We start from the raw sequence: 25,283 nt of genomic DNA on the forward strand, positions 1-25,283 counted from the left end.
AGCGAAAGACTAATTAGGGCACTCTACGGAAAGACGGGCTGGAGCCGCTGTAGTTGCTAATGTGCCGGGATCGAGGGTTCAGCGTAGCGTCACCCAGCATCAGGGTCTGTAGAACTGGAAAAGATAGTTATTGAGGTACTTCAGCGTTTGGATGAACTGCCTGCGTTCTCCCTCGTCCAGGTCGGCCAGTACGCTACTGGGAATCTGCTCGAAGTGCGCATAGATCCGGTTAAGCATGGCTTGGCCGTGATCGGTTAGCGACAGCCGTTTGGCCCGCCCGTCCCGCTTGTCGGGCATTTCCTGAATCAGCCCGTCTTTGACCAGTCGACGAAGGATGTCCATGCCGGTCGTGAGTTCGGTTGCGTTGGCGAGGCACACTTCTTTCTTGATCGGCTGATCCATCCGGGAAATCAGCGACAAAAACAGAAACTCGTCCGAACTGGCGAAACCGTGCGCGGCAACAATCGACTTGCCGTAGGATTTAGCGTACCGGCCGAGTCGCCCAATGAAAAAACCAGCCAGAAAATCCTCGCTGTCGAACGCTTCCGACAGCCGCTGACCCGATTTCATAATGGGTTCGGAGTCGGGCAGGTCCGGGCTTTGCCGCAGCGGATCCAGATGATGGAGCAGCCAGCTGGCAAACTCACGCAGGCCACCCTGCGGCTGCTCATCACAAAAACGCTCCCAGGCCGTCAGGACAGGAATAGCTGATAAATGGGACATGTCTATTTTATTTTCGTACTAAATAAACAACAATGATACGAAGTGGTTATTTCATCGTTCGTCGGTAATGACGGGCCTAAAGCTACACTGCCATACCAGTACTTCATTTTCAACCATGCCTACATCCGGAACAAAAAAGGTCTTACTGGCGGGAGCTAGCATTGCGGGTCCGACGATGGCTTTCTGGCTGGCCAGATACGGATTCGCCGTTACCGTGGTCGAACGGGCACCGGCCCTGCGCCTGGGGGGGCAGAACATCGACGTCAATGGGCCAGCCCGTCAGGTAGTCCGAAAAATGGGCATCGAGGCCGCCATTCTGGCCCAAAATACCACCGAAATCGGTTTGCAGATTATTGGGCAGGATGGCGAGGTAGCCGGTGAGTTTCCCAAAGAGGCATCGCTGACGGGAACCCGCGAACTGGAAATTCTGCGGGGCGACCTGGTTCAGATTCTCTATGATTGCTCAAAGGAGACCGTCGATTACCGCTTCGGTGATTCGATAACCGCCCTGGAGCAGCACCCCGACGAGGTATTTGTCACGTTCGCCAGTGGCAAATCCGAAACGTTTCATCTGGTCATTGCCGCCGACGGAGTTCGGTCGAAGACCCGGCAGCTGATGTTTGGCGACGAACCCCAGTTCAAATCGCTAGGTCTCTACATCGCCTACATGACCATCCCCCGCCAGGAAAATGACAACGACTGGTGGCGCTGGTACACCGCTATCGACCGCCGGGTGCTCATGCTCCGCCCCGACAACAAAGGCACGATTCGGGCGTCGGTGGCCTTCCTGGAAGATGATACGGAGACGGATGAGAAACGACCGACTGATGAGCAGAAAAGCCTCTTGAAGGCCAAACTGGCCGGTGCGGGCTGGGAAGCTGACCGGATCCGTCAGGCCATCGACGGAGCGGATGACCTGTATTTCGACCAAACCGGGCAGATTAAAGCTCCGCGTTGGTGCGATGGACGGGTGGCGATGATTGGCGACGCAGCTTATTGTCCTACCCCGATCAGTGGAAAAGGAACGACCCTGGCCATCGTGGGAGCTTACGTGCTGGCTGGTGAACTGTCGCGTCACGACCGGCACCAGGACGCCTTTGCGGCCTACGAAAGGCTGATGCGCCCTTACGTAGACGAGGTGCAGAAACTGCCGCCCGGCACCCCCAAGCTGGTGTACCCGGAAACAAAATTCGGTGTAACGGTGCTCAATACGGTGGCGGGTATTGTGGCCAGCAAACCGGTTCAGAAGTTGGTGGGCCTGTTTAGTTCTGACGATGCCGAAGAAGAAAAAGAAGGCATCGACCTACCCACCTACCTGTAATCATTCGGTTGTTGATTTAACAAGCCGTGAGTTAGGTTAAATGATCAGTTCACGCAGGGCGGCTCGCCGAGCAACGCGCAAGCGCTGATAGATTTGATGAGGTAAGGGTAGCAGCCGGACTTGAATTAATTGCCAGCTTTATTCCATGCGTCAAAAAAGGAGCGTTTTGTGAGAATAGTTTTAACCAACTAATAGTCGACTTAGGTGTGAGCCTATTTCCAAACTTTATTTTTTAAATGAAAATAACCACGGGAGCAAATCTGGTTCGGCAAATACTTTGCCCGTAATATCATGTTTTAAGCCAGGGTATTCCGTGTATTTGGCATTTTTTGCACCGCTCTGCCGTAACGCTTTAATCAGGCTCCTATCGGGCCATGGGTTGATTATGTCATCAATCTCACCGTGAAAAATCCACACTGGAACATTGGCTGCTCTTTTAGGATACAGCTCTACGTTAGCCTGCCCGCATATCGGGAAGGCAGCGGCAAAATAACCGGGATAATGGATGATCAAATCGTAAGTACCAAAGGCGCCAAGCGAAGTGCCGCCCAAATAAATTCTTTTTCTGTCTGCGATTTTATGTTCAGCTAAACTGTCCATTAAAAGTTTCACCATCAGTTCTGGTGTTGATAGTGCCAGGGTATTCATCTTATGGTTAAATGCTGCTGTAGTATCATAGGGCGGCCCCGGAGGGATTTTAAACCACATACTGTCCGCAGGACATTGCGGCAAAACTACCAGAGCAGGGAATTTTTTCCGGACCGAATCATTTAAAAACAAACTACCGCCATCGATGAATTGACGTTCATTATCATTTCCTCTTGCGCCCGCACCATGCAGGAAAACTACCAAAGGGTATGACTTTCCGGGGTCATAACTTTCCGGATATAATATCCTGTAACACAACGTGTCTTTGCTCTGAATAAAGAGCGCTTTTTTATAGGCGCTGAAATCCTGCGCGTGTGAGAAATGAATACAAATCAATAGCGTAACTAGCGGTAAGAAATTTTTCATTTGAAATATTTAGAAATAATTTTAACCGTAGTGAATGCGCCTAACAGGACGCAGTTAACATTTTCTGTAAAGCTAGGGACTCCAAAGATTTTTCAAAATAAGATTGACGACTGCCTTGCCACGGCATACGAGTGGCACATAATTATTGACCAGGCCAATCGTTGTCGAAAAAGTATAGTAGCTTAATAGGAGCGTTTTTGCGAGACCGTTGTATAGGCAACCTATTTGTAATTTACGCCCAGCAGCTTATGGGCAAAAATCCACCGCAGTCCGTAAAATCGAACGGTACAGGCCGCCCTGCGCCGAAGCGTCGGACCGCCGAAGCGTCGGACCGCCGATGCGGCTGCTTTTACGTTTTGTTAACCTTCTTTTACCGGTCATTAACAGACGACAGGATACAAACTTTTAGCTTTGCTGTCCACCGCAGTGGCGGCCACCGCAGTGGTTGAAATGCTTGAAATCAAAGAGAAATGACTAAACTTCTGCCTGTATGTGCTTTAGTGATGGTTTTGTTTCACACTTCCTATGGAGAGTTTTAACAACACTTTTATACAAACCGAACCAACCACTGCGGTGGGTCGCTATGATAAACCAGCTCATCTTTACTCTATTTGTTACCTTGTTTTTTACTCAGGCATCAATTGCCCAATCCACCGGTGCCTTTACCGACTCACGCGATGGGCAAACGTATAAAACGATTAGCTTTAAAAATGCGTTGACAGGCACCACGGCTATCTGGATGGCCCAAAACCTGAACTACAAAGTTGAAGGTAGCTATGCGTATGATGACAATGAGAATAACCGAAAAGAGCTGGGCTTGCTTTACACCTGGGAGGCAGCGAAAAAAGCCTGTCCCAGCGGTTGGCATTTATCGACGGATAGCGAATGGTCTCGGCTGGTAAGTGAATTTGGCGGAACCGACAAGGCCGGTGAAGCGCTAAAAAGCATCAAAGGCTGGAATGAAGACGGTAACGGCACGAACAGCAGTGGCTTTAACGCTCTTCCAGCAGGTATTCGCAGAAAAGGGAGTTATGAAGTCTTGGGTACTCTCGGTTTCTTTTGGACGTCCTCACCTGCTAATTCGATTGATAGAGCATGGGAATGGAACTTTCACTATGGTGGTCCTCCCAGTGGCAATAGACAAAATTTAAAAAAGGCGTTCCGTTTCGATGGCGATGTTGCCGGCGGACTCTCGGTTCGTTGCGTCCGGGATTGATTTATCTAGTGAAAAGGGCATATAAGGTCAGAAGTAATTTGTATGCTGTTTCTTAAAAACGCCCGTTTTAGCAGGTGCAGGCTAACAGCCCAAAGGCTAGGCTAAACCTTAAAGAAGCGATCTCAAATTGTCGTCTCATAAATCAATGTCTCATTGTCAAGAAATTGCCTGATATAAGGAGACAAATGCACGCACCACTACAAAAGGTTTAGCCTAAAAGCCGATTCGATTGGCGCCTAACCAGTGGTAGCGGTTTTTCAAACCGGTTTCGTCATCGAGCGAAACGAGGAAAACCGCTGGTGCATTGGTCAGGTCGGCGGCGTCGTATTCCAGTTGCAGCGCGACAAACGCCAGGTACTCGTTCAGCAGCGGTTCCAGTGGTTCGTTGCCAAAAATGCAGCTTTTATAATACCAGTTGAGCGGTTCGTTGGCCACTTCCTCCGTAATAGCGCGGTAATCGTCGAGCGTGTAGCCAATGAACGGTTTTCCGAACCGCTCCCACATCAGCCGCATCACGTCGTCGAGCGAGCGGGCGTGGTTCCACTTCCGGCGAATGTGCAGATCCAGAATCAGCGCGGCAATGGCCCCTTTGTAATACACCGACACTTTCCGATTGGGAACGCCTTTGTCGTAGCCGTCGAGCCACAAATCCCAGGATGATTCGGTGAGCGACTGAAACGACCGGCCGCTGGGCTCGAAATGCCGTTTCAGCAGCACCTGAAACTCTTTAAAATAGGCTGCATCATCGAAAACCTCCGCCCGCCGGAGGATCAGATCACCGTAATAGGTCGTTACGCCTTCGGCCACAAAGCAGGTCGTGAAGTAATTTTCGCGGGTAAAATCATACGGCAGAAGCTCCGTTGGACGAATGCGAATGACGTTCCAGGCGTGAAAGAGTTCGTGCGACGAAACACCCAGCAAATCCGTATACAGTCCCTCGCCTTCGTCGTTCGGCCCCAAAACTAGCATCGTCGAGTTGCGGTGTTCGACGCCGTGGTAAAAAGCCGTTGGCAGAATGAGCGTCAGAAAATGGTAATCTTTTTCCGGAAACTCGCCGAAAAGCCGGATTTGCGTTTCCGAAAACCGACTGAAATCGCGTTGAATGCGTTCCCAGTCCGGTTTGATGTTGCCATTGATCCAGACGTGAAAAACCGCTTCATTTACTTCATAATGAAGGTGTTGCAGGTCGGGCGACGCGATGAGTGGGCAGTCTGCCAGTTCGTAGAAATCGGCCGCCAACAACGTTTTGGGCGCGGTTTGTGGCAGGCCACAGGCAATCTGCCAGTTGTCGGGGATGTCGAGTTCGAGCGTGCAGGCTTCCCGCAACCGATCGTCGGCATACAGGCACAGATTAACCGGATTGAGGTAAAGCAGCCGGTCGTCGGCGTAGCTGCTGCCTGCGTTGATGACGTTGCTGTAGTACGTATAGCGGGCAACCAGTTCCGAAACGCCTGCGGTTTGCACCCGCCAGCGGTCTTTGGTGATTTTCTGAAAGACGAGCGGTTTTTCGTTTGCGTCAAAAATCTCGAATCGCTGAATATTTTTGGCAAAATTCTGGAGTTCGTAGCGGCCCGGACGCCAGGCCGGAAGTTGCAGCTCAACGGTCGGAGCCGAAAGATTCGTCAGGAAAAAATCAACTTCAATGAGTCGGGATGCCGGATTGCCGGAAGAAATTCGGTAGTGCATATCGGCGAAGATAACCCGTTGTTGATGAAAACGCTAAATATGGGAGCCAAACTTGTTTCGTTTCATAAGATTCTCTACCTTTGCAGACTCATTTGAAAAACAGGCATATCAAGATATAATTAAGTCATGAAAAGAACGTTTCAACCTTCGAACCGTAAGCGCCGGAACAAGCACGGCTTCCGTGAGCGCATGGCATCAGCCAATGGCCGCCGGGTTCTGGCCGCCCGTCGCGCAAAAGGACGTCATAAACTGACGGTTTCGGACGAGAAAAAAGGCGACCGGTTTAAAATCTAATCGTTTAAAGTTTATGGTTTAAGGTTTAACGTTCAGGTCGCTGAATTAAACCTTAAACTTTAAACCATAAACCTTAAACGGATTATGAAGCAAACGTTCACGAAATCCGAACGGCTTTGCAGTAAAAAAACCATCGGAGAGTTATTTCAAAAAGGTAGTGCGACCACGCGGACGTTCTACCTTTTTCCATTTCGGCTCCTCTATAGAACGGACGCTGACCGAGGCCAGCCAGCCGGGACGGACCCACTTCCCGCCATCCTGATTACCGTCTCCCGCCGGAACTTCAAAAAAGCCGTCGACCGCAACCTCATCCGCCGTCGCATCCGCGAAGCCTACCGCCTGAATAAGTCGCTCCTGTTCGGAACGCCCGAAAAACCGAAGCAGCCACCGTCCTATATTGTCTTTTTATATACCGCCCGCGAGAAAATTTCGTTTGAAGAGATAGAAAAAAGTATGAAATTAGCTTTGGGTCGAGTATAATATTATTTCGCAGAGCTAAGCGGAGAAAAACAGAGTTACGCAGAGAAAAAATATAGCTCCGCTAAACTCCCTTTTTCTCCGCTTAGCTCCGCGAAACAACTCATTTTCCTTAAAGATATGCGCAAACGTCTGACTGTCGCCCTGGGGGCGGCCCTTCTGGCAGGAAGCCTGGGTTTTTATTCGTTCCGCAACGACGACCGGTTTTTTGAAATCGCCCGCAACCTGGACATTTACGCGACGCTCTTCAAAGAACTGAATCTGTATTATGTCGACGAGCTGAACCCGAACCGGATGGTGAAGAACAGCATCGACGCCATGCTGAAATCGCTCGACCCGTACACGAATTTTTTTGCGGAAGACGAAATTGAGGACTACATGACGATGACCACCGGGCGTTACAACGGCATTGGCGCGCTCATCGGTTCGCGGCAGGGACGCAGCATCGTCATGATGATTTATGAAGGCACGCCCGCCGAAAAATCCGGGTTGCAGATTGGCGACGAAATCATCAAGGTCGATGGCGTGGACATCAAAACCCGGCGCGATCTGGATTCGGATAAACTGCTGCGCGGACAAACCAACACGGCGGTGAAGCTGACCGTGAAGCGGTTTGGTGCCAAAGATCCGATCGACCTGAGCGTGACGCGCGACGTGGTGAAAATGACTAATGTGCCGTATTACGGCATGATTACCAACGAAGTAGGCTACATCGACCTGAAGGATTTTACGGGAACGGCCTCGCGCGAGGTGCGGAATGCGTTTGTCGAACTGAAGGGCAAAGGCATGAAAAAGCTGGTGCTGGACGTTCGCGAAAACCCGGGCGGTTTGCTGAATATGGCCATCGATATTGCCAACATCTGGTTGCCGCGCGAGTCGGAAATTGTGACGACGAAAGGCAAAGTAACCGAGTGGAACAAAACCTATACGGCGCTGAATCCGCCCCTGGATCTGGAAATTCCGATCGTGGTGCTGACCAACAGTCGGAGTGCGTCGGCCGCCGAGATTGTTTCGGGCGTTATTCAGGATTATGACCGGGGCGTTCTGGTTGGTCAGTTGACGTACGGCAAAGGGCTGGTGCAAACCACCCGCGAACTGTCGTACAACACCAAATTGAAAATTACGACGGCCAAATACTACATTCCGAGCGGACGTTGCATTCAGGCCATCGATTACAGCCACCGCAACCCCGACGGCAGCGTAGGCAAAATTCCGGATTCGCTGAAAACCGCCTTCAAAACCAAAGCCGGTCGACCGGTTTTCGACGGTGGGGGCGTTACGCCGGACGTTCCGGTGGAGCCGATAACGCCCGCGCCGATCGCGATCAGCCTGACGAACAAAGGATTAATTTTTGATTACGCGATTAAATACCGGCACGATCACCCGACGATCAAGCCCGCCCGCGAGTTTAGCCTGACGGATGCCGAATTTCAGGATTTTGTCTCGTGGCTGAAAGACAAGGAATACGATTACACGACGCAGGTCGAGAAAGAACTCGGAACGCTGGAAGCATCGGCCAAGAAAGAAAAATCGTTCGATCAGATTCAGGATCAGCTGAAAGCCTTACGCACGAAACTGTCGCACAGCAAAGATGTCGATCTGGTGACGTTCAAAGGCGAACTGAAGACGCTGCTCGAACAGGAAATCGTAGGGCATTATTACCTGCAAAAAGGCATGAAAGAAATTTCATTCGCTACCGATCCCGAAGTCAAAGCCGCTCTCGACCTGTTCAAAGACATGAACCGGTATCAGTCCATTTTGAAAGGAAAACCATAAGGAGTTAAGACGGGGCCGCCCGGGCGGCCCCGTCTTAACTCATCTTTATTGTGCTCATTCTCTCCCTCGACACCTCCACCACCGTCTGTTCAGTGGCGCTTCACCACGATGGGGCGGTAGTGGCCTGTTACGAATTATTTACCGAAAAATCATCGTCGGGCATGCTGACGACCTTGATTCAGAACGCGGTTCAGCAGAGCGGTTATCCGCTTTCGGATCTGGACGCCGTTGCCGTTGCTAAAGGGCCGGGATCGTATACCGGTTTGCGGATCGGCGTTTCGACGGCGAAAGGCCTGTGTTTTGCGCTTGATAAACCACTGCTGGCGATCAACACACTCGAGGCAATGGCGCATCAACTGAGCGGTTTTTACCCCAGGTCTTACGCCCTCTGCCCCCTGCTCGACGCCCGGCGGATGGAAGTCTACGGCGCGGTTTATGATTCGGAAGGTCGTGAAATCCGGCCAACGTCAGCGCAAATTATTGACGAACAGTCTTTTGCGGATTTGTTGGCGGAGCAACCCGTGGTTTTTTTCGGAAACGGAGCCGCCAAATGCCGGGCGGTTTTAAGCCATCAGCCGAATGCGGTTTTTCCGGATTCGGTCGTTCACCCTTCGGCCAAAACCGTGGGCAAACTGGCCGCCCTTGCTTACACCGAAAACCGCTTCGAAAACGTGGCCGATTTTGAACCGTATTACCTGAAGGATTTTGTGGGAACCAAGCCGAAGAAATTGGTTGTTTAGCGGGTATGGAAACGGAACTGATTGTCAATCGCGTGGCCAAAAGCGGCCTGGTATCCCTCGATCTGGAAGATTATTATCACCCCGGCGAACGGGTTGTGTATGATCTGAAAGACAACCTGTTTATGGGCCTGATCCTGAAGGAAAAAGACTTCCGGGAGTTTCTGAAGACCCACGACTGGAGCCAGTACGCCGGTAAAAATGTGGCCGTGACCTGCTCCGAAGACGCCATCGTTCCGACCTGGGCTTACATGCTGCTGACCATTCACCTGGAACCGCACGCCCATACTGTTGTCTTCGGGTCGCTTCAGGACCTGGAAGAAAAACTTTATTTCGATGCCATTGCCCGCATCAACATCGAAGAGTACCGCGACGCCCGCGTGGTCGTGAAAGGATGCAGCAAAGTGCCGGTTCCGACGGCCGCGTACGTCGAAATCACCCGCCGGTTGCGCCCCGTCGCCCAAAGCCTGATGTTCGGCGAACCCTGCAGCACCGTGCCGTTATACAAGCGGCCGAAGCAAGGGTAACGGTTTACGGATTTCCGTATTCGGTGGCTGACGCCTGCTACTGCATGAACGCGTCAGCCACCGTAAACGGAATACAGAAAACCGTAAACCGACAACCTACTTGTTGTAAACAAACTCTTCTCGCCGGCCATCCGGGTAAGTCATGCGGACCGGATAACCGTCGGAGCGGTATTCGTAACGATAACGCGCTATTTCCTCAATACCCGTAGTTAGGTTAATCGATCGGATTCCAACAATGTTGTTGGTACTCATAAACCAGCTGATTTCCGCATCGATCCGGACTGGTTTATAAGGGTTTGGGGCCGTATCGTACTCATAAACACCCTCCCCCGAGCCCTGAATCACGTTATCCCGGTTATCGTACGCAAAGGTAGCAGAAGACGCCAGGCGGTTCGTAGGATCATAAATGTCTCTTTTGATGATCCGTTTTTGAGCGTCGTAGGTAAACCGACTGGACGACCGGTAATCGAATTTGTTGTCGACGAGGGTATACGCCTTTCGTTCGCTGATGGTCGTATCGGCATTGTAAACCGTTTCGGTGTAGGAATAAAGCGCTAACGGCAGATTGGAAACGCGGGTCGACGACCAGGGCGGATTTGTGTAGTATTGCTCGATTCGCAGGGTTGTTGAGTTAAGCCAGCGAAAAACCAGTTTACTGTCTACGTTGCCATCGGGCCGATTGGTGATGATTTCCTGAATGCGGTTATTCGGATCGTAAAGGTAGTGCGTCGATTCGACGGTGGTGGGTTTGGTCGGGTCCGCAAAATAATCGTGCCGAATCAGGCGAATGTCTTGTCCACGGGCCAGAATGGCATCGTCGTTCTGGCGGTTGCAGGCCGTCACCAGAATCAACAGCAACAAAACCGGAATTGTCTTCATACGGGTTTAGGTCAAAGGGAGATACGGACAGGACTCTGCTGAAGGACAAAGCGTTGGAAGCGGTTTTGATAAATTCTACACCAGCCGAAAACTCATCCGGTGCCAGCGACAGGGTCCGTGTTCCTGAATGGCCCGGCGGTGAAACGGCGTCGGATAGCCAACGTTCTTCTCCCAGCCGTAGTGCGGAAATTCGAGGGCCAGTTTTTCCATCAATTCATCGCGGTAGGTTTTCGCCAGAACCGATGCGGCCGCAATCGACAGAAATTTTGTATCACCTTTCACAATGCAGGTGTGCGGAATCATCGGGTAATTGACAAACCGGTTTCCATCCACCAGCAAATGATCCGGTTTGACGCCATCGGTTTGGCGCATCACTTCATCCAGCGCCTGGTGCATCGCCAGAAAGCTGGCTTTCAGAATGTTGATGCGATCGATTTCTTCATTCGAAACTTCCGAAACCGCCCAGGCAAGGGCGTCGCGCTGCAACTCCTCCCGCAGTTTCTCACGTTGATCGCGGCTCAATTGTTTGGAATCGGTCAGGATCGGATGCGTGTAGTTTTTCGGCAAAATTACCACAGCCGCCACCACCGGCCCGGCCAGACAACCGCGTCCCACTTCATCCAGCCCCGCTTCAATGTAGTTTTCGTTGTAATGAGAAAGTAGCATAGTTAGACCGTTGACGATTGACGATTGACGATTGACGATGGACGATTGACCATGGACAATAGACGTGAGACAGGAGAGAGAACTGGTCCATCGTCAATGGTCATTCGTCAATGGTCAATCGTCAACCTTTCAATCCTCCAATATATTTCCAAAAATGGTGTTTTTCAGGAACAGGGTTAGCAGCAGAAAAACTACGGCCCAGTACAGATACATCCGGTAAAAATCTTTCACGTCCTTGTAAATCACGGTTTTGACGGGCGCTTTCTCCAGCCGGTCGATTTCGTTGAAAACCGTCTGAAGCCGGGTGGCATCGCCCGCCCGGAAAAAACTTCCGCTGCCGATGTTGGCAATCGTGGTCAAAATGCCTTCATCCATCGTCACCGTCGCCAGATTGCTGGACACGCTCGGCAACGGTGTCCGGCCGATGGCAACCGTGTAAATCCGGATGTTGAACGCCTTGGCCAGCCGGGCCACCGTCACCGGGTCGAGGTTTCCGGCGGTATTGTCGCCGTCGCTGAGCAGAATCGTCACCTTGCTTTTCACCTTTGATTCGCGCATCCGGTTGATGCAAACCGCCAGCGCGCTGCCAATGGCCGTGCCGGAGGTTTTGATCATGCTGTCATCGAGGTCGTTCAGGTAACCGTTCAGCAGGTCGTGGTCGGTGGTGAGCGGGCAGAGTGAATAGGCTTCCCCGGCAAATATAACCAGCCCAATCCGATCGTTCCGGCGGCTTTTGACAAAACTGCGGGCCACGCGTTTGGCGGCCTCCAGGCGATTGGGCTTGAGATCGGTTTCGGCCATCGACGACGAAATATCAATCGCCAGCATCAAATCGATGCCCTCGGCCACCCGTTCGGTTTCTTCGCGGACGAGCTGGGGCCGGGCCAGCGCCATCAGAATAAGCGTCGTGGCGATAAAAAAACTGAGCGGCAGCAAATACCGCAAACTCCCCACCAGCGACGGCTGGAGCTCGGTCTGGTTCAGGGCCACGTTCAGCCGCTGCCGGGCCTGACTGGACAAGAGCGTCCGCAAACCGAACAACACCAGAATAGCGGGAATGGCATACAGGTAGATCGGTTGCGCCCAGGTAAACTGGCGCAGCTGCGAAATTGTAAACCACTGGTACGAAAACCATTCCATGTTCAACTGTTCAAAGACGTTCTTTCTGACTCACTTCCTGCAACTGGACGCTGCTCCGGCGGTAGGCGTCGTCGGCCACCTCGTTCAGAATCCGGAGCGATTTCTGCGTCTGGTCGGAATAAACGCTGCCGTAAATAACGCCGTCAATCTCTTTTAAGGCGTCGGCCAGCCGAATATCCTGTACGGATTCAACAATTTCGCGGGTTGTCAGCGACGTAAACGGTTTCCGTTCGAGCCGTTCCATGTATTTTTTCCATATCACCACCGCCCGTCCGGCGTCTTCGTGGGCGGTTTCGGGACCAATACCGCGCGTCAGTCGCGTGAAAGCCCGCTGAAAGTCCAGGTATTGCCGGTACAACTGATAACGCCGGATGCGCGTTCGGATGCTTCGCCCGAAAAACAGAAGCAGAACACCCGCCAGCAGGCAAATTCCCGCCAGAATCGTCATCAGTAACGGATAATTCATTTGTTGCCGCAGCGAAACCACGGTTGTATTGGTCGACAGCCGGAGCGTGTCAGGCCGCATCGTCTGAATCCGTTCGCGCAGCCGAATCGTATCGGTATTGGAAAAAACGACGGTGCTATCGGTGGGCGTTCGCAGTAACAAAACCGGTACGCGCAGGGTTTGCGTGGGCCCGGTTTCGAACGACACCAGCGTATACACCGAACTATCGAGACTGCCTCTCGCGTCGGTTTTGGTCGAAAAAAAAGAAACGTCGCGCACCAGAAAAGGCGGAAAATGCCGGGCCGTATCCGGAAACAGCACATCGACGCCGGGCCGGTGGCGAATGCTCAGCGAATATTGAAACGGTTTGCCAATCTCAATCGTATCGGTCAGAAAGACGCCTTTGGGGACTTGCGCGTGCAGGGGAATGAATAATGAACAATGAACAATGAACAATGAACACCGAATGACGAATAGCGAATGGCGAACGAAAAACCGCTGGACGATTCGGGGCAATCGGAGTAATCTGGGAAACGGTCCGTAAGTTCTATTCATTGTTCATTGTTCATTTTGAACACGTTAGTGTCAACGGGTTTTGCGGACGCGGAACAGCTCGATCAGTTGCGGGACGTAATCCGCCTGCGAATCGAGGGCCACATAATTGGCGTTGTATTGTTTACAAAACCGCTCCAGTTGCTGCTGGCTTTGCCGAAATGTTTGCTTGATACTGTTCCGAAAACTGGGTGAAGACGTGTTTACCCAGACTGTCCGGCGGCTTTCCGTGTCGTAAACCGGGATAATGCCCAGCCGTGGCAGGTTAGTTTCGCGCTGGTCGTACATGTGAATCACCACCAGATCGTGTTTGCGGGCGAGAGCTTTCAGGTTGTGTTCGTAACCCGAATCGATAAAATCCGAAACCAGAAAAACCACACTCCGGCGTTTCAGGACATTGAGCGTAAACAGCAGCGCGTCGGCCAGGTTGGTCCGGACTGACTCCGGTTTTAACTTAAACAGATTGACAATCAGTTGGTAACCCTGTTTCATACTGTTCGACGGTTTCAGGTACTTTTCCTTCTGGTCCGAAAAACAGTACATGCCGACGTGGCTGGCTTCCTTGATGGCCGATAACGCCAGCACCCCGCAGACTTCGCGGGTGGTGTCGAGCTTCGAGTGGGCCGACGTTCCGATTTCCTGCGACGCACTGACGTCGATCACGAAAAAAACCGTCTGGTCTTTTTCTTCCCGGAAGATCTTGACGAAGGTTCCGTGGCCTTTGGACGAGACGTTCCAATCGATCGCCCGAACGTCGTCGCCGTATTGATACGTCCGTAAGTCACTAAATTCCAGGCCGGAACCTTTAAAGATCGACCGGAAATTACCGCGCATCTGCGAGTTGACGGCTTTTCGGATCCGGATTTCAAACTGATAGAGTCGTGCCAAAAATTCGTGCATCGTATTTTTTCGGCTAACCGGCACTGAAAATTGGTTAAAAATTGTTCAGTGAAGACTAGCAGCGTGTTAGTAAGAACAGGATTCCCGACATTTGTACCCAATTACCCGTTTTGACAAAAATAACGAAATTGAACGCGCAACTGTACAGCCAATTCCGCCAATGGATGCTGTTTGTCTTAATTAGTCTAACGCTGGCCTGTCAGAATTCGTCGACGGAAGCACCCGACGACCTGCTTTCGGAGAGTCAGATGGCGCAGATCCTTAGCGAAATCCACCTGGCCGAAGCGCGCGTTACGAAACTAAACCGGGTTTCGCAGGACAGTAATACGTTGATTTACAAACACCTGGAAAAGCGGATTTTTCAAAAATACAAAGTAGACACGGCGGCTTATTCCAAAAGCTACACGTATTACTCGTCAAACCCGGAACAGTTAGCGGACATTTATAAGCAGGTTACGGCAGAACTGGAACGGCGCAAAAAATTGACCGATACCATCAGCGTAGCCAAAGCGACAACACCCGTTCAGCCTCTGAAACCGGCCGATAGCAGCAAAACCGGCAAAAAGAAGTTGACGGCGCGAATCAAAACCGCGGTGGACAGCAGCCATGCGAACAAAAATAAACTGCCCGCCCGACTCAAAAATCTGAAGAAATGATTGCCATTATTGGAGCGGGAATCTCGGGTCTGACGCTGGCCTACGAACTCCAGCAACGTCAGGTGCCGTATCACTTATTCGACCGCAACAGCGAACCGGGTGGCGTCATGCTTTCCCGGCGCGAAGGAGAGTACCTGACCGAGCGCGGACCCAATTCGCTTTTGGGCGATGCGGAAATGCTGAACTGGCTCGATCAACTGGGTTTGACGCCGGAAATCAGCATGGCCCGGCCCGTCAGCAAGGCCCGCTATATTTATCGGAATGGGGCTTATCAGAAACTCCCAACCGGGCCGTTGTCATTGCTTTTTTCTTCCTATTTTAGCTGGGAAACCAAAAAAGCGTTTTGGCGGGAACGCTCCAACCGCACGGTTTCGCCCCCCGGCGAAACGCTGAGCGACTTTTTTCGCCGGCGGTTTTCGCAGGAAGTGGTCGAGTACGCGCTGGCGCCGTTTGTCGCGGGTACGTACGGCGGTGACCCCGACCGACTGCTGGTTTCGGAAACCTTTCCGATGCTGCTCGATTACGAAAAGAAATACGGTTCGGTGCTGACCGGTTTTATGAAAAATGCGGGTTCGGCTGTTCGTCGGCAGTCGTTCAGTTTCCGTAACGGGCTGCAGACGTTGCCCATTGCGCTGGCTAATCGATTAAAAACCGCTCATTTCAACGATCCTGTAAACCGGCTCACCAAAACCGAAACCGGCTGGCTACTGGAAACGCCCAGCGGTTCGCATCCGGCTGATGCCGTGGTGCTGGCCTGCGATTCGGGCACTTCGGCGGGCTTGCTCGAACCGGTCTGGCCGGAAATAGCCGCACTGTTGCAACAAATTGATTATCCGCCCATGACTGCCGTGCATACGGTTTATAAACGGGCTGACGTGGCGCACCCGCTCAACGGATTCGGCGGGCTGAATCCCCGCGTTGAAAACCGGTTTGTGGCCGGGCACATCTGGAGCAGTTCGGTTTTCGAAGGCCGTTGCCCGGCCGACGAAGTGCTGTTTACGAGTCTGGTAGGTGGTCGTCAAAGCGCTGAGAATGCCCGTCAGCCGGACGAAACCGTTCGGGAACGCGTGCATCAGGAACTGGTTCAGACGTTTGGGGTTCGGGCCAAAACGCCCGTTCGGCAGTGGCTCCAGCGCTGGGAGCGCGCCATTCCGCAGTACGACGCCCGGATGGTGCCGGTTCGGGAACAAATGCCGGGGCTGGAGCCGGATGGTCTGTTTGTGTGTGCCAACTGGTATCAGGGCGTTAGCCTGTCGGACTGCATCCGGAAAGCCAGCGAACTGGCCGCGCGGCTCTCGAAGCTGAAAATCGCTGAATAGTAGCGGGTTTTAACAAATTTTAAGACCGGAATTACGTGAAACCGGTATTTTTTTATGTTATTGGTAAAAAGCGTACTCTAACCCGAATCAGACCTTGAAAGAATGTTTGGTGGTCATTCCGACCTATAACGAAATTGAAAACATTGAAGCCATCATTCGAAAAGTGTTGAGTTTACGGACACCTTTCGATGTGCTGATTGTCGACGACGGCTCACCGGATGGCACGGCCCGGCGGGTGAAAGAATTGCAGCAGGAATACGGGGCTGACGGATTGCCGTGGCGGCTTCACCTCATGGAGCGCAAAGGCAAGCTGGGCCTCGGCACGGCTTACATTGCCGGTTTTCAATGGGCGTTGGGTGAGGGATACCGGTACATCTGCGAAATGGACGCCGACTTTTCCCACAATCCCGATGATCTGGTGCGGCTTTACGAAGCTTGTGCCAACGCGGACAACGATGTCGCCATTGGGTCGCGGTACATTACGGGCGTGAATGTGGTGAACTGGCCGATGGGCCGGGTGCTGATGTCGTATTTCGCCGGGATTTACGTGCGGTTTATTACCGGCATGTCGGTGATGGACCCCACGGCGGGTTTTATCTGCTACAGCCGGGATGTCCTGAAAACCATCCTCCAGAATAATATTCGGTTTGTCGGCTACGCTTTCCAGATCGAAATGAAATTTCTGACCTGGAAATACGGCTACCGCCTGACGGAAGTGCCGATTATTTTTACGGACCGGACCAAAGGCGTTTCCAAAATGTCGACCGGAATTTTTAAAGAAGCGGTTTTTGGCGTTCTCCAGATGAAAATCGGCAGCTTTTTCCGGCAATACATTCCCCCGCAGAAACAACCTGAACCGGTTCGGGCCAAACCGGAAACCTCAGAAGCGGTGTAGGAAAGCCCTACACCGTTTTTTTTCGCCCTGTCCGCAATTCGACTCTTTGAAAAATGAATCAACTGTTGCATTATTCAAAGGGAAGATAGACCATCTTTCGCTGCTTCCAAAAGCCTGATTTATTTCCCAAAAATGGCGTTTTCTTCGCCTTGCCTTCACTTTTCATTTGCCAGATTTCAGGTTGAAAACCGTATTTGATCGATAAGGTAAAAAATAAAATTGTACTATATAAAGAACTTTTGAATTTTTCAAATATTTCTCATTCTTGAGGAATCGGCTGGTCTAAAAATTAAATTACTCTTATTTTAAAATTAACAAAATATTATTTTGTGCGGATAAGTACAATTATAATTTAATATAGAATAGAAAATTGCACTGAAAATCAACAGCTTAAACGGGTAGAACTTTATATCATCTTTTTATAGTTACTTTGTTGAACAATAACAAAAGAGGTTTTTCACCGTAAACAAATAAAAAGATGAACACCACACTCAAAGCTTCGTTAATTGCCTTAGGAATGGCAATAGTTATGATTTTCGTTGTCGACGCAGTTACTCCGAAATCCCTGTTGAACTCTCTGGTAAACCACTCAGGGCCACAGGCGAATGTAACGGTCGTTGTAAATAGAGTTGACGATCAGCCGATTACGGTTAAATTGTCAAAATTGAACGGCGAAGTAATTGCCAGTGAGCAATTGGGAGAAGGCAACACGATTCATTTCGGGTTGAAAGATGCCGAAAACGGAACGTACCGGGTTGAGGTTTCCAACGCAACCACGAAAAAAGTAAAAGAAGTCGTTCTTTCTGCTCAAAAGGCAGTTTAATACTAAACGGATTAAAAATCCGTTCTGCTTACATGCTAAGCCCAACAGTTTTAATAACTTGTTGGGCTTAGCATTTTTTTATGTCTTTACTTTTCCGATACCTGTGCATTGGCCTGTTGGTGGGCGTGGCATTGGGAGCCAATGCGCAAAAACCGCTGTATAACCTGCAGCAGCGAACGACGCTCAACCGCCTGAGCCAGAGTTTGCAGCAAAACCGCCAGTCGTCGTATCTGCGGGCTGTCGAAATTGCCCGAAACCGCCGGATTCCGCTGCGTCAGGAACGCTCCGATGGAACCGTTCTGATTCTGAGCGACATCGACGAACGCGGCAATCTGCTGTTTAACGCCACGACCAGTGCGACCCGCGCCGGAAATACCACCCGCACCTCCGCCCTCTATTCGGGCGGAACACTCGGTTTGTCGCTGTCGGGAAACAGTGCCAGCGTGCGCGACAAGCTGGGCATCTGGGACGGCGGTAAAGTCCGCTCGACCCACGTAGAACTGACCGGCCGGGTCACGCAACAGGATAGCGTCAAAACCATTGTAAACCACCCCACCCACGTCGCCGGAATTATGATTGGGCAGGGGGTGAACGAGCGAACGCGGGGCATGGCGTTTGGCGCAAACCTGAAAGCGTATGATTTCGACAACGATAATGCCGAAATCGCTGCGGCTGCGACGGACTTGCTGCTTTCCAATCACTCCTACAACTTTATAGCGGGCTGGAGTTTCAACGCCGACCGGGCGGGCGACCTCAAATGGGAATGGTGGGGTGATACAACCATCAGTGTTACAGAAGATTATAAATTTGGTATCTACAATGCCGGGGCGCGTAATTTGGACCGGATCGCCGTGGCGGCTCCTTATTACCTGATGGTGAAATCCGCCGGAAACACGCATGGTCTGAACGGCCCGGGCGCGGGGATTGCCTACTGGATTGGCAGTAGCAATACCATGAGCAAAACCGCCCGCAACAACCAGAACGGCTACGATCAGATTTCGACGGATTGCAACGCCAAGAATATCCTGTCGGTGGGCGCCGTCAGCAGCATTTCGACCGATTACGCGCAGCCTTCGGATGTCCGTCTGGCCAGTTTCAGTTCGTGGGGACCAACCGACGACGGGCGCATCAAACCGGATCTGGTGGGCGTCGGCGTCAGCGTTTTGTCGGCCGGATCAGCCAATGACAACGCTTATTCGACGCTTTCCGGCACGTCGATGGCGGCTCCGAACGTGTCGGGTTCGCTGCTGTTGTTGCAGGAATATTACGCCCAGTTGCACAACGGCCAACTCATGCGCGCATCGACCCTGAAAGGGCTGGCGCTGCACACTACCGATGAAGCCGGAGACGCTCCCGGACCCGATTACCGGTTTGGCTGGGGTTTGCTCAATGTGGAAAAAGCCGCCCGGGTGATCGGGAATACCGACAAAAGTCACGTGCTGGAAGAACGAACCCTGAATCAGGGCGAAAAGCAAACCGTGCAGCTGGTGGCATCGGGGCGCGGGCCGCTGGTCGTAACCATTTGCTGGACCGATCCGGAAGCGGCTGCGTTGACCTCATCGGTGGCCAATTTGAATAACCGCAGTCCCCGCCTGGTCAACGATCTGGATATTCGGGTGACCGACGGCGCGCAAACCCGGCAACCGTGGGTGCTCGATCCCGCCAATCCGGCCAACGCGGCCACGCGGGGCGATAATATTCGGGACAATGTCGAACAGATTCTGATTGCCGACGCCATTCCGGGGAAAACGTATACCCTGACCATTTCGCACAAAAACACGCTGCTGAACGGCAAACAGGATTTTGCGCTGATCGTCAGCGGAACCGGTGGAACCGCTTATTGCATCTCGGCTGCTACGTCGACGGGCACGGCCAACATCGACCGCGTACGGTTTGGCACCATCGATCAGGCCGGAAACAGCGGTTGCCAGACCTATACCGACTTCACCAACGTAACGGCTTCCGTTTCGATCGGACAAAAACTGCCGCTGGACATTACCATCGGTTCCTGCGGAGAAAACCGCCCGACGATCACTAAAGTCTTCATTGACTGGAACCTGGACGGCGACTTCGACGATACGGACGAGCTGGTGGCTACTTCAGCGGTTTTGACTACTTCAGGAACGTTCTCCACGACAGTAACGACGCCGGGCGGTTTGACTGATGGGCAGTTTACCCGCCTGCGGATTGTGACGGTGGCGACGGCCGACGCCGGGGCGGTACAGGCTTGCGGAGCCTACGCGAATGGCGAAACGCAGGATTATCAAGTGCGGTTTGTTCGTCCGCAAAACGATGTCGGCATAAGTGCCCTGCTGTCGCCCCAGAACGGTTTTTGTAACCAGACCGACATTCAGGTGGCGGTGAGCATTCGCAATTATGGTTCAACTGAGCAGCGAAACATTCCGGTTTCCGTCCAGATTCTGGCTCCTTTCGGCACCACCGTTGCCAATTTGCGCGACACGTTGAAAGTGGCGCTGGGGCCTTCGCAGGAAGCCCAGCTGATTCTGCGTGGTCAGGCCGAATTCAAAACCGCAACCGCCTACCGCTTCACCATTCAGTCGCGTTTGGCCGCCGATCAGAATACGGCAAACGATGAGCTGATAAAAATTCTGACCACGTCGGCGGCCATTAGCGATCAGGGGAGTTTTTCGGTTTCTGCCTGCGACAACAGCGCCGTTTCGCTGCGCAATACCGGCAGCGGCACGGCTTTCTGGTACGATGCCCCGACGGGCGGCAATCTGATTGGGGCCGGAAATCAGGCGACGGCGCTCAGCGTACCGGCCAGCGGGATTTATTACGCAGCTTTGAACCAGTTTTCGGGCGTCGTTGGCCCGGCGACCAAACAGGCGTTCGGCGGTGGAACGTATTCCGGCAACTTTGGTCCGCAACCGATTCTGGCAACGCAGGTTCCGATTGTGCTGGAAAGTGCCCGGCTGTACATCGGCAGCGCGGGCCGGATTACCTTTACGGTTCAAAAACCGGATGGTGCGCCCATTTCCAGCGTTACACTCGATGTGACGCCGACGCGCAGTGCCAACACGCCCATCGGAACACCGCCAGCAGGCCAGCAATCAGACGATCCAACCGATCCAGGTGCTGAATACCTACTGAATTTAGCGATCCCCGAACCGGGCGTTTACACAATTGCCATTGCTTACGAAGATGGAGCGTCCATTTTTCGAAGCAATCTGGGCGTAACCGGTTTTCCGTTCCAGATTCCCGGCGTGGTGAGCCTGAAGGGATCGCTGTTCAATAATGACACCCTGACGACGGCCTATTATTATCTTTACGATCTGCGGGTCAAAGCCACCGGTTGCCCGTCGTCGGCGCGGGTGGCCGTGACGCCAAAACCGGGTGCTGCGGTGGTAGCCGTGGTAACGCCCGACGGATCGCCGGATATTTGCCGGGGTACTTCGGTGGTGTTGCGGGCGAAAGACGTGGTCGGGTATTCGTACCAGTGGTTTTTAAATGGGCAGGCGGTTTCGGGTGCAACTTCGGCCAGTCTGGCGGTAGCAAACGCGGGTTCGTACAGCGTTCGGGCGTCGGGCGAATGTCCGCCAGCGACTTCGGCGGCTGTGGTAGTGACCGTCAAAGACCCACAGCCGCCAACGATTACCCGCGATGGCTATAAGCTGACATCGAACGCAGCCACCGGCAACCAGTGGTTTCTGAACGGCGTTCCGATTCCCGGCGCAACCCAGCAGTCGTATACCGCCCAGCAATCCGGCAAGTATTCAGTCCGCGCCAACGCTAATGGCTGCGCCGAACTGCTCTCGCAGGAAATTACGCTGGACGTGATTACGGCGGTTAACCCGCCCGTTCTGTCGGATGCGGGACTCCGGATTTTTCCGAACCCGGCGGCTAAACAGGTGATGGTGGCGTTTGTGCCCCCAACCGTCAAAAGCCGGACCTACCGGTTTACGCTGGTGGATGTGCGCGGGATTGCGTTGCGGTCGGCGGTTTTGAGCCGGACCGCGACCGATTATTCCGGCATCATCGACGTGTCGACCTTGCCCGCTGGTTTGTTTTTTGTGTTGATTCAGGACGAAGAAGGCCAGACGGTGCAACGGAGTAAGGTTATTAAGCAATAAATTCCATGAAAACCCGGACTACCTTTCGTCTGCTGGTTTGCGTCTGCCAGTTCGTTGTTGCGGGGCTTGGGCTGAGTCGCGGTTGGGGGCAGCTTCCTTCCCATCAGGGATCGGGGCGGTTTTCCCATCTTTCGGCCGAACATGGGCTTTCCCAGAACTCCGTGCTGTGCATCTGGCAGGACCGGGACGGTTTTCTGTGGCTGGGTACGCGCGACGGCCTGAACAAGTACGACGGTTATTCCTTTACGGTTTATAAACCCGATCCGGCCGACCCGGCGCATACGTTTGGGCACAACGTAATCACGGCCATCTGCGAAGACCGGGCGGGCCGGATGTGGGTAACGACGCTGGGTGGAGGGCTTCACCGGTTCGATCGGCAGAGCGGAAAAGCCCAGGCTTTCCGGATCGATCCCGCCCGGATTTCGCTCCGCAACGTGATGTATTCGGTCATCGAAGACCGGGAAGGAATGCTTTGGATTGCTTCGCGGGAAGGACTCAACCGGTTTGATCCGAAAACCAATACCTTTCAGACGTTCAATCCACCCAGCCCGACCGGGCCCGACATTTATGCGGTTCAGGAAGATCGCGAAGGAAAGCTCTGGGTTGGAACGCGGGAAGGCTTATTCCAGTTTGACCGCCGGACAATGGCCTACACCCGGACTGAATTACCGCTCGAAGCCACGGACACGACGACTTCCATTTCAACCCTGGTGGCGGATCCGGCCGGAACGCTCTGGATTCAGTCCGAAAGTGGGAAGCTGTACCAGATGAAACCGGGTACCGCTCCCCTCAGTTACAATACCTTCAAAACCGTTCGGCACGATAACCGCTCGCTGTCCCTGAGCGGAGCCTTGTTCACCGACCGGTCCGGGAATGTCTGGATTGCTCCGCCCGGTCAGGGAGGCTTGTTCCGGCTGGAACTGGCTACCGGTCAATGGGTTCGCTTTCACGCCAATCAATGGCAATCGGGGAGTCTGAGCAGCAACATGATTTATTCGATTTTTCAGGATCGGGAAGCGAACATCTGGGTCGGAACGGACAACGGCCTGGATAAACTGAGCCCGGTGCCGGAGAAGTTTCAAACGTTTCAGGTGGTTTCGAACAACGGCGCGACGCGTTTACCGGAAAACAGCATTCGGGCGCTGTATCAGGACCACGCGGGAATTATTTGGCTGTCCAATGAGTCGGACGGGCTCTATTCGTACGAGCTTCGGACGGGCGTTTACCGGTATTTTCCGGCGGATGCGGCCCAATCCGGCCAGCTCGCCAGCAAGGATGTCAACGCCATCTGGGAAGACCACTCCGGTCAGTTGTGGATCGGTGCTGGAAGCTATTTGCACAGTTACGATCGGAAAACCGGTCGTTTTACCCGGTTTTTCAGCGAAGTGGGTGTCCGGAGCATTCGGGAGGCCGCGGACGGAACGCTGTGGATTGGCGGCCGGGGGCTGGCCCGTTTTGATCCGCGAACCCGGCAGTTTGTCTACTTCCGGCATGACCCGAAAAATCCGGCGAGCCTGAGCGATGAAGGGCTGATTGTGGCCCTGCCCACCCGCGACGGAACCGTTTGGGCCGCTTCGAGTCGCAAAGGACTTAGCCGGCTTGAGGTCGGTACGGGGCGTTTCAGGCATTATCAGCCCGATTTGCAACACCCACAGCACCATTTAAACGACAAAGACATCCGGTGTCTGTACGAAGACATCCGGGGCCGGTTGTGGATCGGAACCAACCAGGGCGGTTTAAACCGCTACGATTCGAAAACCGATACATTTACGGCTTTCACCACGCACAACGGCTTGCCGAGCAATCACGTTGTTGGTATTCTGGAAGACAACGAAGGCAATTTGTGGCTGGCTACCAACCACGGCGTCTGCCGGTTCAACCCCAATTCGTACGCGTGCCGGAATTACGACAAAAGTGACGGACTGCAGGCCAACGAATTCTTTGAAGCCTACGCCCGTGGGCCGGAAGGCGACCTGCTATTTGGGGGAGCCAACGGCTTCAGCCTGTTTTCGCCCCACACGATCCGCACCAATTCGCGGATTCCACCCGTGCACATTACCAACGTCCAGATCGGAAAGAAAAACACTGCGCTGCCCGAAAAACCGCTGACCTTATTGTACAAAGACAACGACCTCTCGTTCGATTTTGTCGCTCTGAATTTCATCCAGTCCGAGAAAAACCAATATGCTTACCAGCTAATCGGCGTCGACAAGGACTGGGTTTACTGCGGCACCCGGCGGTTTGTGAGCTACACCAATCTGCCGCCAGGTGAGTATCAATTCCGCGTCAAAGCCTCCAACAACGACGGGGTCTGGAACGAGAAAGGAACGTCCCTGAAAATCACCATTCAACCGCCGTTCTGGCGAACGGGCTGGTTCATTACCCTGAGCGCCATTGCCCTTCTGGGGCTGATTTACGTAGGATTTCGGTACCGAATCCGGCAGATTGAACGGAAAGAACGGCAAAAAACCGCGATCAATAAAAAGCTGGCTGAAATGGAAATGCAGGCGCTGCGCGCGCAGATGAATCCGCATTTTATTTTCAACAGCCTGAACTCGATCAACCGGTTTATCATGAAAAACGAATCGGAAGCCGCTTCGGATTATTTGTCGAAATTTTCGAAATTAATCCGGCTGATTCTGCAACATGCCACGGCCCCGACAGTTAGTTTAGAAAGCGAACTGGAAGCCCTTTCGTTGTACGTAAAGCTGGAATCGGTGCGGTTTGACGGGCAGTTTACGTTTACCATTCAGGTGGACGAGCAGATCGAACCGGCGTATACCATTATTCCGCCGATGATTATTCAGCCCTACGTAGAAAACGCGATCTGGCATGGTTTGATGCAAAAAGATCTGGGCGGGCACCTGACCATCGACGTTCGGAAGCAGGATAAACTGCTGATTTGCACCATTGAAGACAATGGCGTGGGCCGCCAGAAAGCCGCTGAGCTGAAAAGTAAATCGGCGACGCACGCCAAATCGATGGGGATGCAGATTACCGCCGACCGCCTGAAGCTGAGCCAGACGCTGTACGGCCAGCAGCCGACGGTGGTGATCCACGATCTGGTGGACGCGCTGGGTGAACCGGCCGGAACCCGCGTGGTGCTGAAGATTCCGCTGGCGCATTCCAGCTAATGAACTGAATTT

Annotated in this window: 21 protein-coding genes; 13 read left to right on the forward strand and 8 right to left on the reverse strand. The window is 52.9% G+C overall.

The window, feature by feature from the left end; all coding sequences use genetic code 11:
* Nucleotides 1–99: 99 nt before the first annotated feature.
* Nucleotides 100–723, reverse strand: coding sequence for a MarR family winged helix-turn-helix transcriptional regulator (locus GJJ30_RS08185; RefSeq protein ID WP_154174667.1), 624 nt, complete (start codon nucleotides 721–723; stop codon nucleotides 100–102).
* Nucleotides 724–838: 115 nt separating this feature from the next.
* Between GJJ30_RS08185 and GJJ30_RS08190 the strand changes: the two genes are divergently transcribed.
* A complete protein-coding gene (locus GJJ30_RS08190) occupies nucleotides 839–2,044 on the forward strand; it encodes an FAD-dependent monooxygenase (RefSeq protein ID WP_154174668.1) in 1,206 nt (401 codons plus the stop codon).
* Between the two features lie 225 nt (nucleotides 2,045–2,269).
* On the opposite strand, the gene GJJ30_RS08195 is transcribed toward GJJ30_RS08190, so the two are convergent.
* On the reverse strand, nucleotides 2,270–3,058 hold the full coding sequence (locus tag GJJ30_RS08195) for a carboxylesterase family protein (protein WP_154174669.1): 789 nt from the start codon (nucleotides 3,056–3,058) through the stop codon (nucleotides 2,270–2,272).
* 583 nt (nucleotides 3,059–3,641) lie between these two features.
* Between GJJ30_RS08195 and GJJ30_RS08200 the strand changes: the two genes are divergently transcribed.
* On the forward strand, nucleotides 3,642–4,274 hold the full coding sequence (locus GJJ30_RS08200) for an FISUMP domain-containing protein (RefSeq protein ID WP_170299149.1): 633 nt from the start codon (nucleotides 3,642–3,644) through the stop codon (nucleotides 4,272–4,274).
* A 213-nt stretch (nucleotides 4,275–4,487) separates the two neighbouring features.
* Here GJJ30_RS08200 and GJJ30_RS08205 read toward each other — a convergent pair whose 3' ends face one another.
* The gene (locus tag GJJ30_RS08205; protein ID WP_154174671.1) at nucleotides 4,488–5,960 is read right to left on the reverse strand and encodes a M61 family metallopeptidase; all 1,473 of its coding nucleotides are present in this window, start codon (nucleotides 5,958–5,960) and stop codon (nucleotides 4,488–4,490) included.
* Between the two features lie 126 nt (nucleotides 5,961–6,086).
* Between GJJ30_RS08205 and rpmH the strand changes: the two genes are divergently transcribed.
* The 5 genes from rpmH to GJJ30_RS08230 all read left to right on the forward strand — a co-directional run bounded on the left by rpmH (nucleotide 6,087) and on the right by GJJ30_RS08230 (nucleotide 9,771).
* Entirely contained in the window at nucleotides 6,087–6,254 is a 168-nt protein-coding gene (gene rpmH / locus GJJ30_RS08210) for a 50S ribosomal protein L34 (RefSeq protein WP_111628991.1), read from the forward strand.
* 84 nt (nucleotides 6,255–6,338) lie between these two features.
* Nucleotides 6,339–6,734, forward strand: coding sequence for a ribonuclease P protein component (gene rnpA, locus GJJ30_RS08215; RefSeq protein WP_154174672.1), 396 nt, complete (start codon nucleotides 6,339–6,341; stop codon nucleotides 6,732–6,734).
* 117 nt (nucleotides 6,735–6,851) lie between these two features.
* A complete protein-coding gene (locus GJJ30_RS08220) occupies nucleotides 6,852–8,507 on the forward strand; it encodes a S41 family peptidase (protein WP_154174673.1) in 1,656 nt (551 codons plus the stop codon).
* Between the two features lie 50 nt (nucleotides 8,508–8,557).
* On the forward strand, nucleotides 8,558–9,247 hold the full coding sequence (tsaB, locus tag GJJ30_RS08225) for a tRNA (adenosine(37)-N6)-threonylcarbamoyltransferase complex dimerization subunit type 1 TsaB (RefSeq protein WP_310588213.1): 690 nt from the start codon (nucleotides 8,558–8,560) through the stop codon (nucleotides 9,245–9,247).
* A 5-nt stretch (nucleotides 9,248–9,252) separates the two neighbouring features.
* Nucleotides 9,253–9,771, forward strand: coding sequence for a DUF2480 family protein (locus GJJ30_RS08230; RefSeq protein ID WP_154174674.1), 519 nt, complete (start codon nucleotides 9,253–9,255; stop codon nucleotides 9,769–9,771).
* Nucleotides 9,772–9,867: 96 nt separating this feature from the next.
* Here GJJ30_RS08230 and GJJ30_RS08235 read toward each other — a convergent pair whose 3' ends face one another.
* The 5 genes from GJJ30_RS08235 to GJJ30_RS08255 form a co-directional block, all read right to left on the reverse strand.
* Nucleotides 9,868–10,650 (reverse strand): hypothetical protein, encoded by a 783-nt coding sequence (locus GJJ30_RS08235; RefSeq protein ID WP_154174675.1) that lies wholly within the window; start codon nucleotides 10,648–10,650, stop codon nucleotides 9,868–9,870.
* Between the two features lie 75 nt (nucleotides 10,651–10,725).
* Nucleotides 10,726–11,316 carry a ribonuclease HII gene (gene rnhB, locus GJJ30_RS08240; protein WP_154174676.1) on the reverse strand — a complete coding sequence of 197 codons (591 nt, stop codon included), beginning with the start codon at nucleotides 11,314–11,316 and terminating at the stop codon, nucleotides 10,726–10,728.
* A gap of 129 nt (nucleotides 11,317–11,445) precedes the next feature.
* On the reverse strand, nucleotides 11,446–12,456 hold the full coding sequence (locus GJJ30_RS08245; protein ID WP_154174677.1) for a VWA domain-containing protein: 1,011 nt from the start codon (nucleotides 12,454–12,456) through the stop codon (nucleotides 11,446–11,448).
* Between the two features lie 10 nt (nucleotides 12,457–12,466).
* Nucleotides 12,467–13,456 (reverse strand): hypothetical protein, encoded by a 990-nt coding sequence (locus GJJ30_RS08250; RefSeq protein WP_154174678.1) that lies wholly within the window; start codon nucleotides 13,454–13,456, stop codon nucleotides 12,467–12,469.
* 30 nt (nucleotides 13,457–13,486) lie between these two features.
* A complete protein-coding gene (locus GJJ30_RS08255; protein WP_154174679.1) occupies nucleotides 13,487–14,353 on the reverse strand; it encodes a DUF58 domain-containing protein in 867 nt (288 codons plus the stop codon).
* Nucleotides 14,354–14,481: 128 nt separating this feature from the next.
* Here GJJ30_RS08255 and GJJ30_RS08260 point away from each other — a divergent pair, with 128 nt between their 5' ends.
* From GJJ30_RS08260 to GJJ30_RS08285, 6 genes are all read left to right on the forward strand, one after another.
* The gene (locus tag GJJ30_RS08260) at nucleotides 14,482–15,009 is read left to right on the forward strand and encodes a DUF4296 domain-containing protein (RefSeq protein ID WP_229313028.1); all 528 of its coding nucleotides are present in this window, start codon (nucleotides 14,482–14,484) and stop codon (nucleotides 15,007–15,009) included.
* Complete coding sequence (hemG, locus tag GJJ30_RS08265; protein ID WP_154174680.1) at nucleotides 15,006–16,328, forward strand: protoporphyrinogen oxidase; 1,323 nt, start codon at nucleotides 15,006–15,008, stop codon at nucleotides 16,326–16,328. Before GJJ30_RS08260 ends, hemG begins: the two co-directional genes overlap by 4 nt.
* A gap of 94 nt (nucleotides 16,329–16,422) precedes the next feature.
* Nucleotides 16,423–17,223, forward strand: coding sequence for a polyprenol monophosphomannose synthase (locus GJJ30_RS08270; RefSeq protein ID WP_154174681.1), 801 nt, complete (start codon nucleotides 16,423–16,425; stop codon nucleotides 17,221–17,223).
* Nucleotides 17,224–17,701: 478 nt separating this feature from the next.
* Nucleotides 17,702–18,046 carry a T9SS type A sorting domain-containing protein gene (locus GJJ30_RS08275; protein WP_124874545.1) on the forward strand — a complete coding sequence of 115 codons (345 nt, stop codon included), beginning with the start codon at nucleotides 17,702–17,704 and terminating at the stop codon, nucleotides 18,044–18,046.
* 80 nt (nucleotides 18,047–18,126) lie between these two features.
* Nucleotides 18,127–22,137: a S8 family serine peptidase gene (locus GJJ30_RS08280; RefSeq protein WP_229313030.1), complete on the forward strand. Its 4,011-nt coding sequence runs from the start codon at nucleotides 18,127–18,129 to the stop codon at nucleotides 22,135–22,137.
* Between the two features lie 5 nt (nucleotides 22,138–22,142).
* Nucleotides 22,143–25,271 (forward strand): sensor histidine kinase, encoded by a 3,129-nt coding sequence (locus tag GJJ30_RS08285; protein WP_154174682.1) that lies wholly within the window; start codon nucleotides 22,143–22,145, stop codon nucleotides 25,269–25,271.
* Nucleotides 25,272–25,283: the final 12 nt, after the last annotated feature.

Origin of the sequence: Larkinella terrae (genome assembly GCF_009668025.1) — a bacterium.
Classification (GTDB): Bacteria; Bacteroidota; Bacteroidia; order Cytophagales; family Spirosomataceae; genus Larkinella; species Larkinella terrae.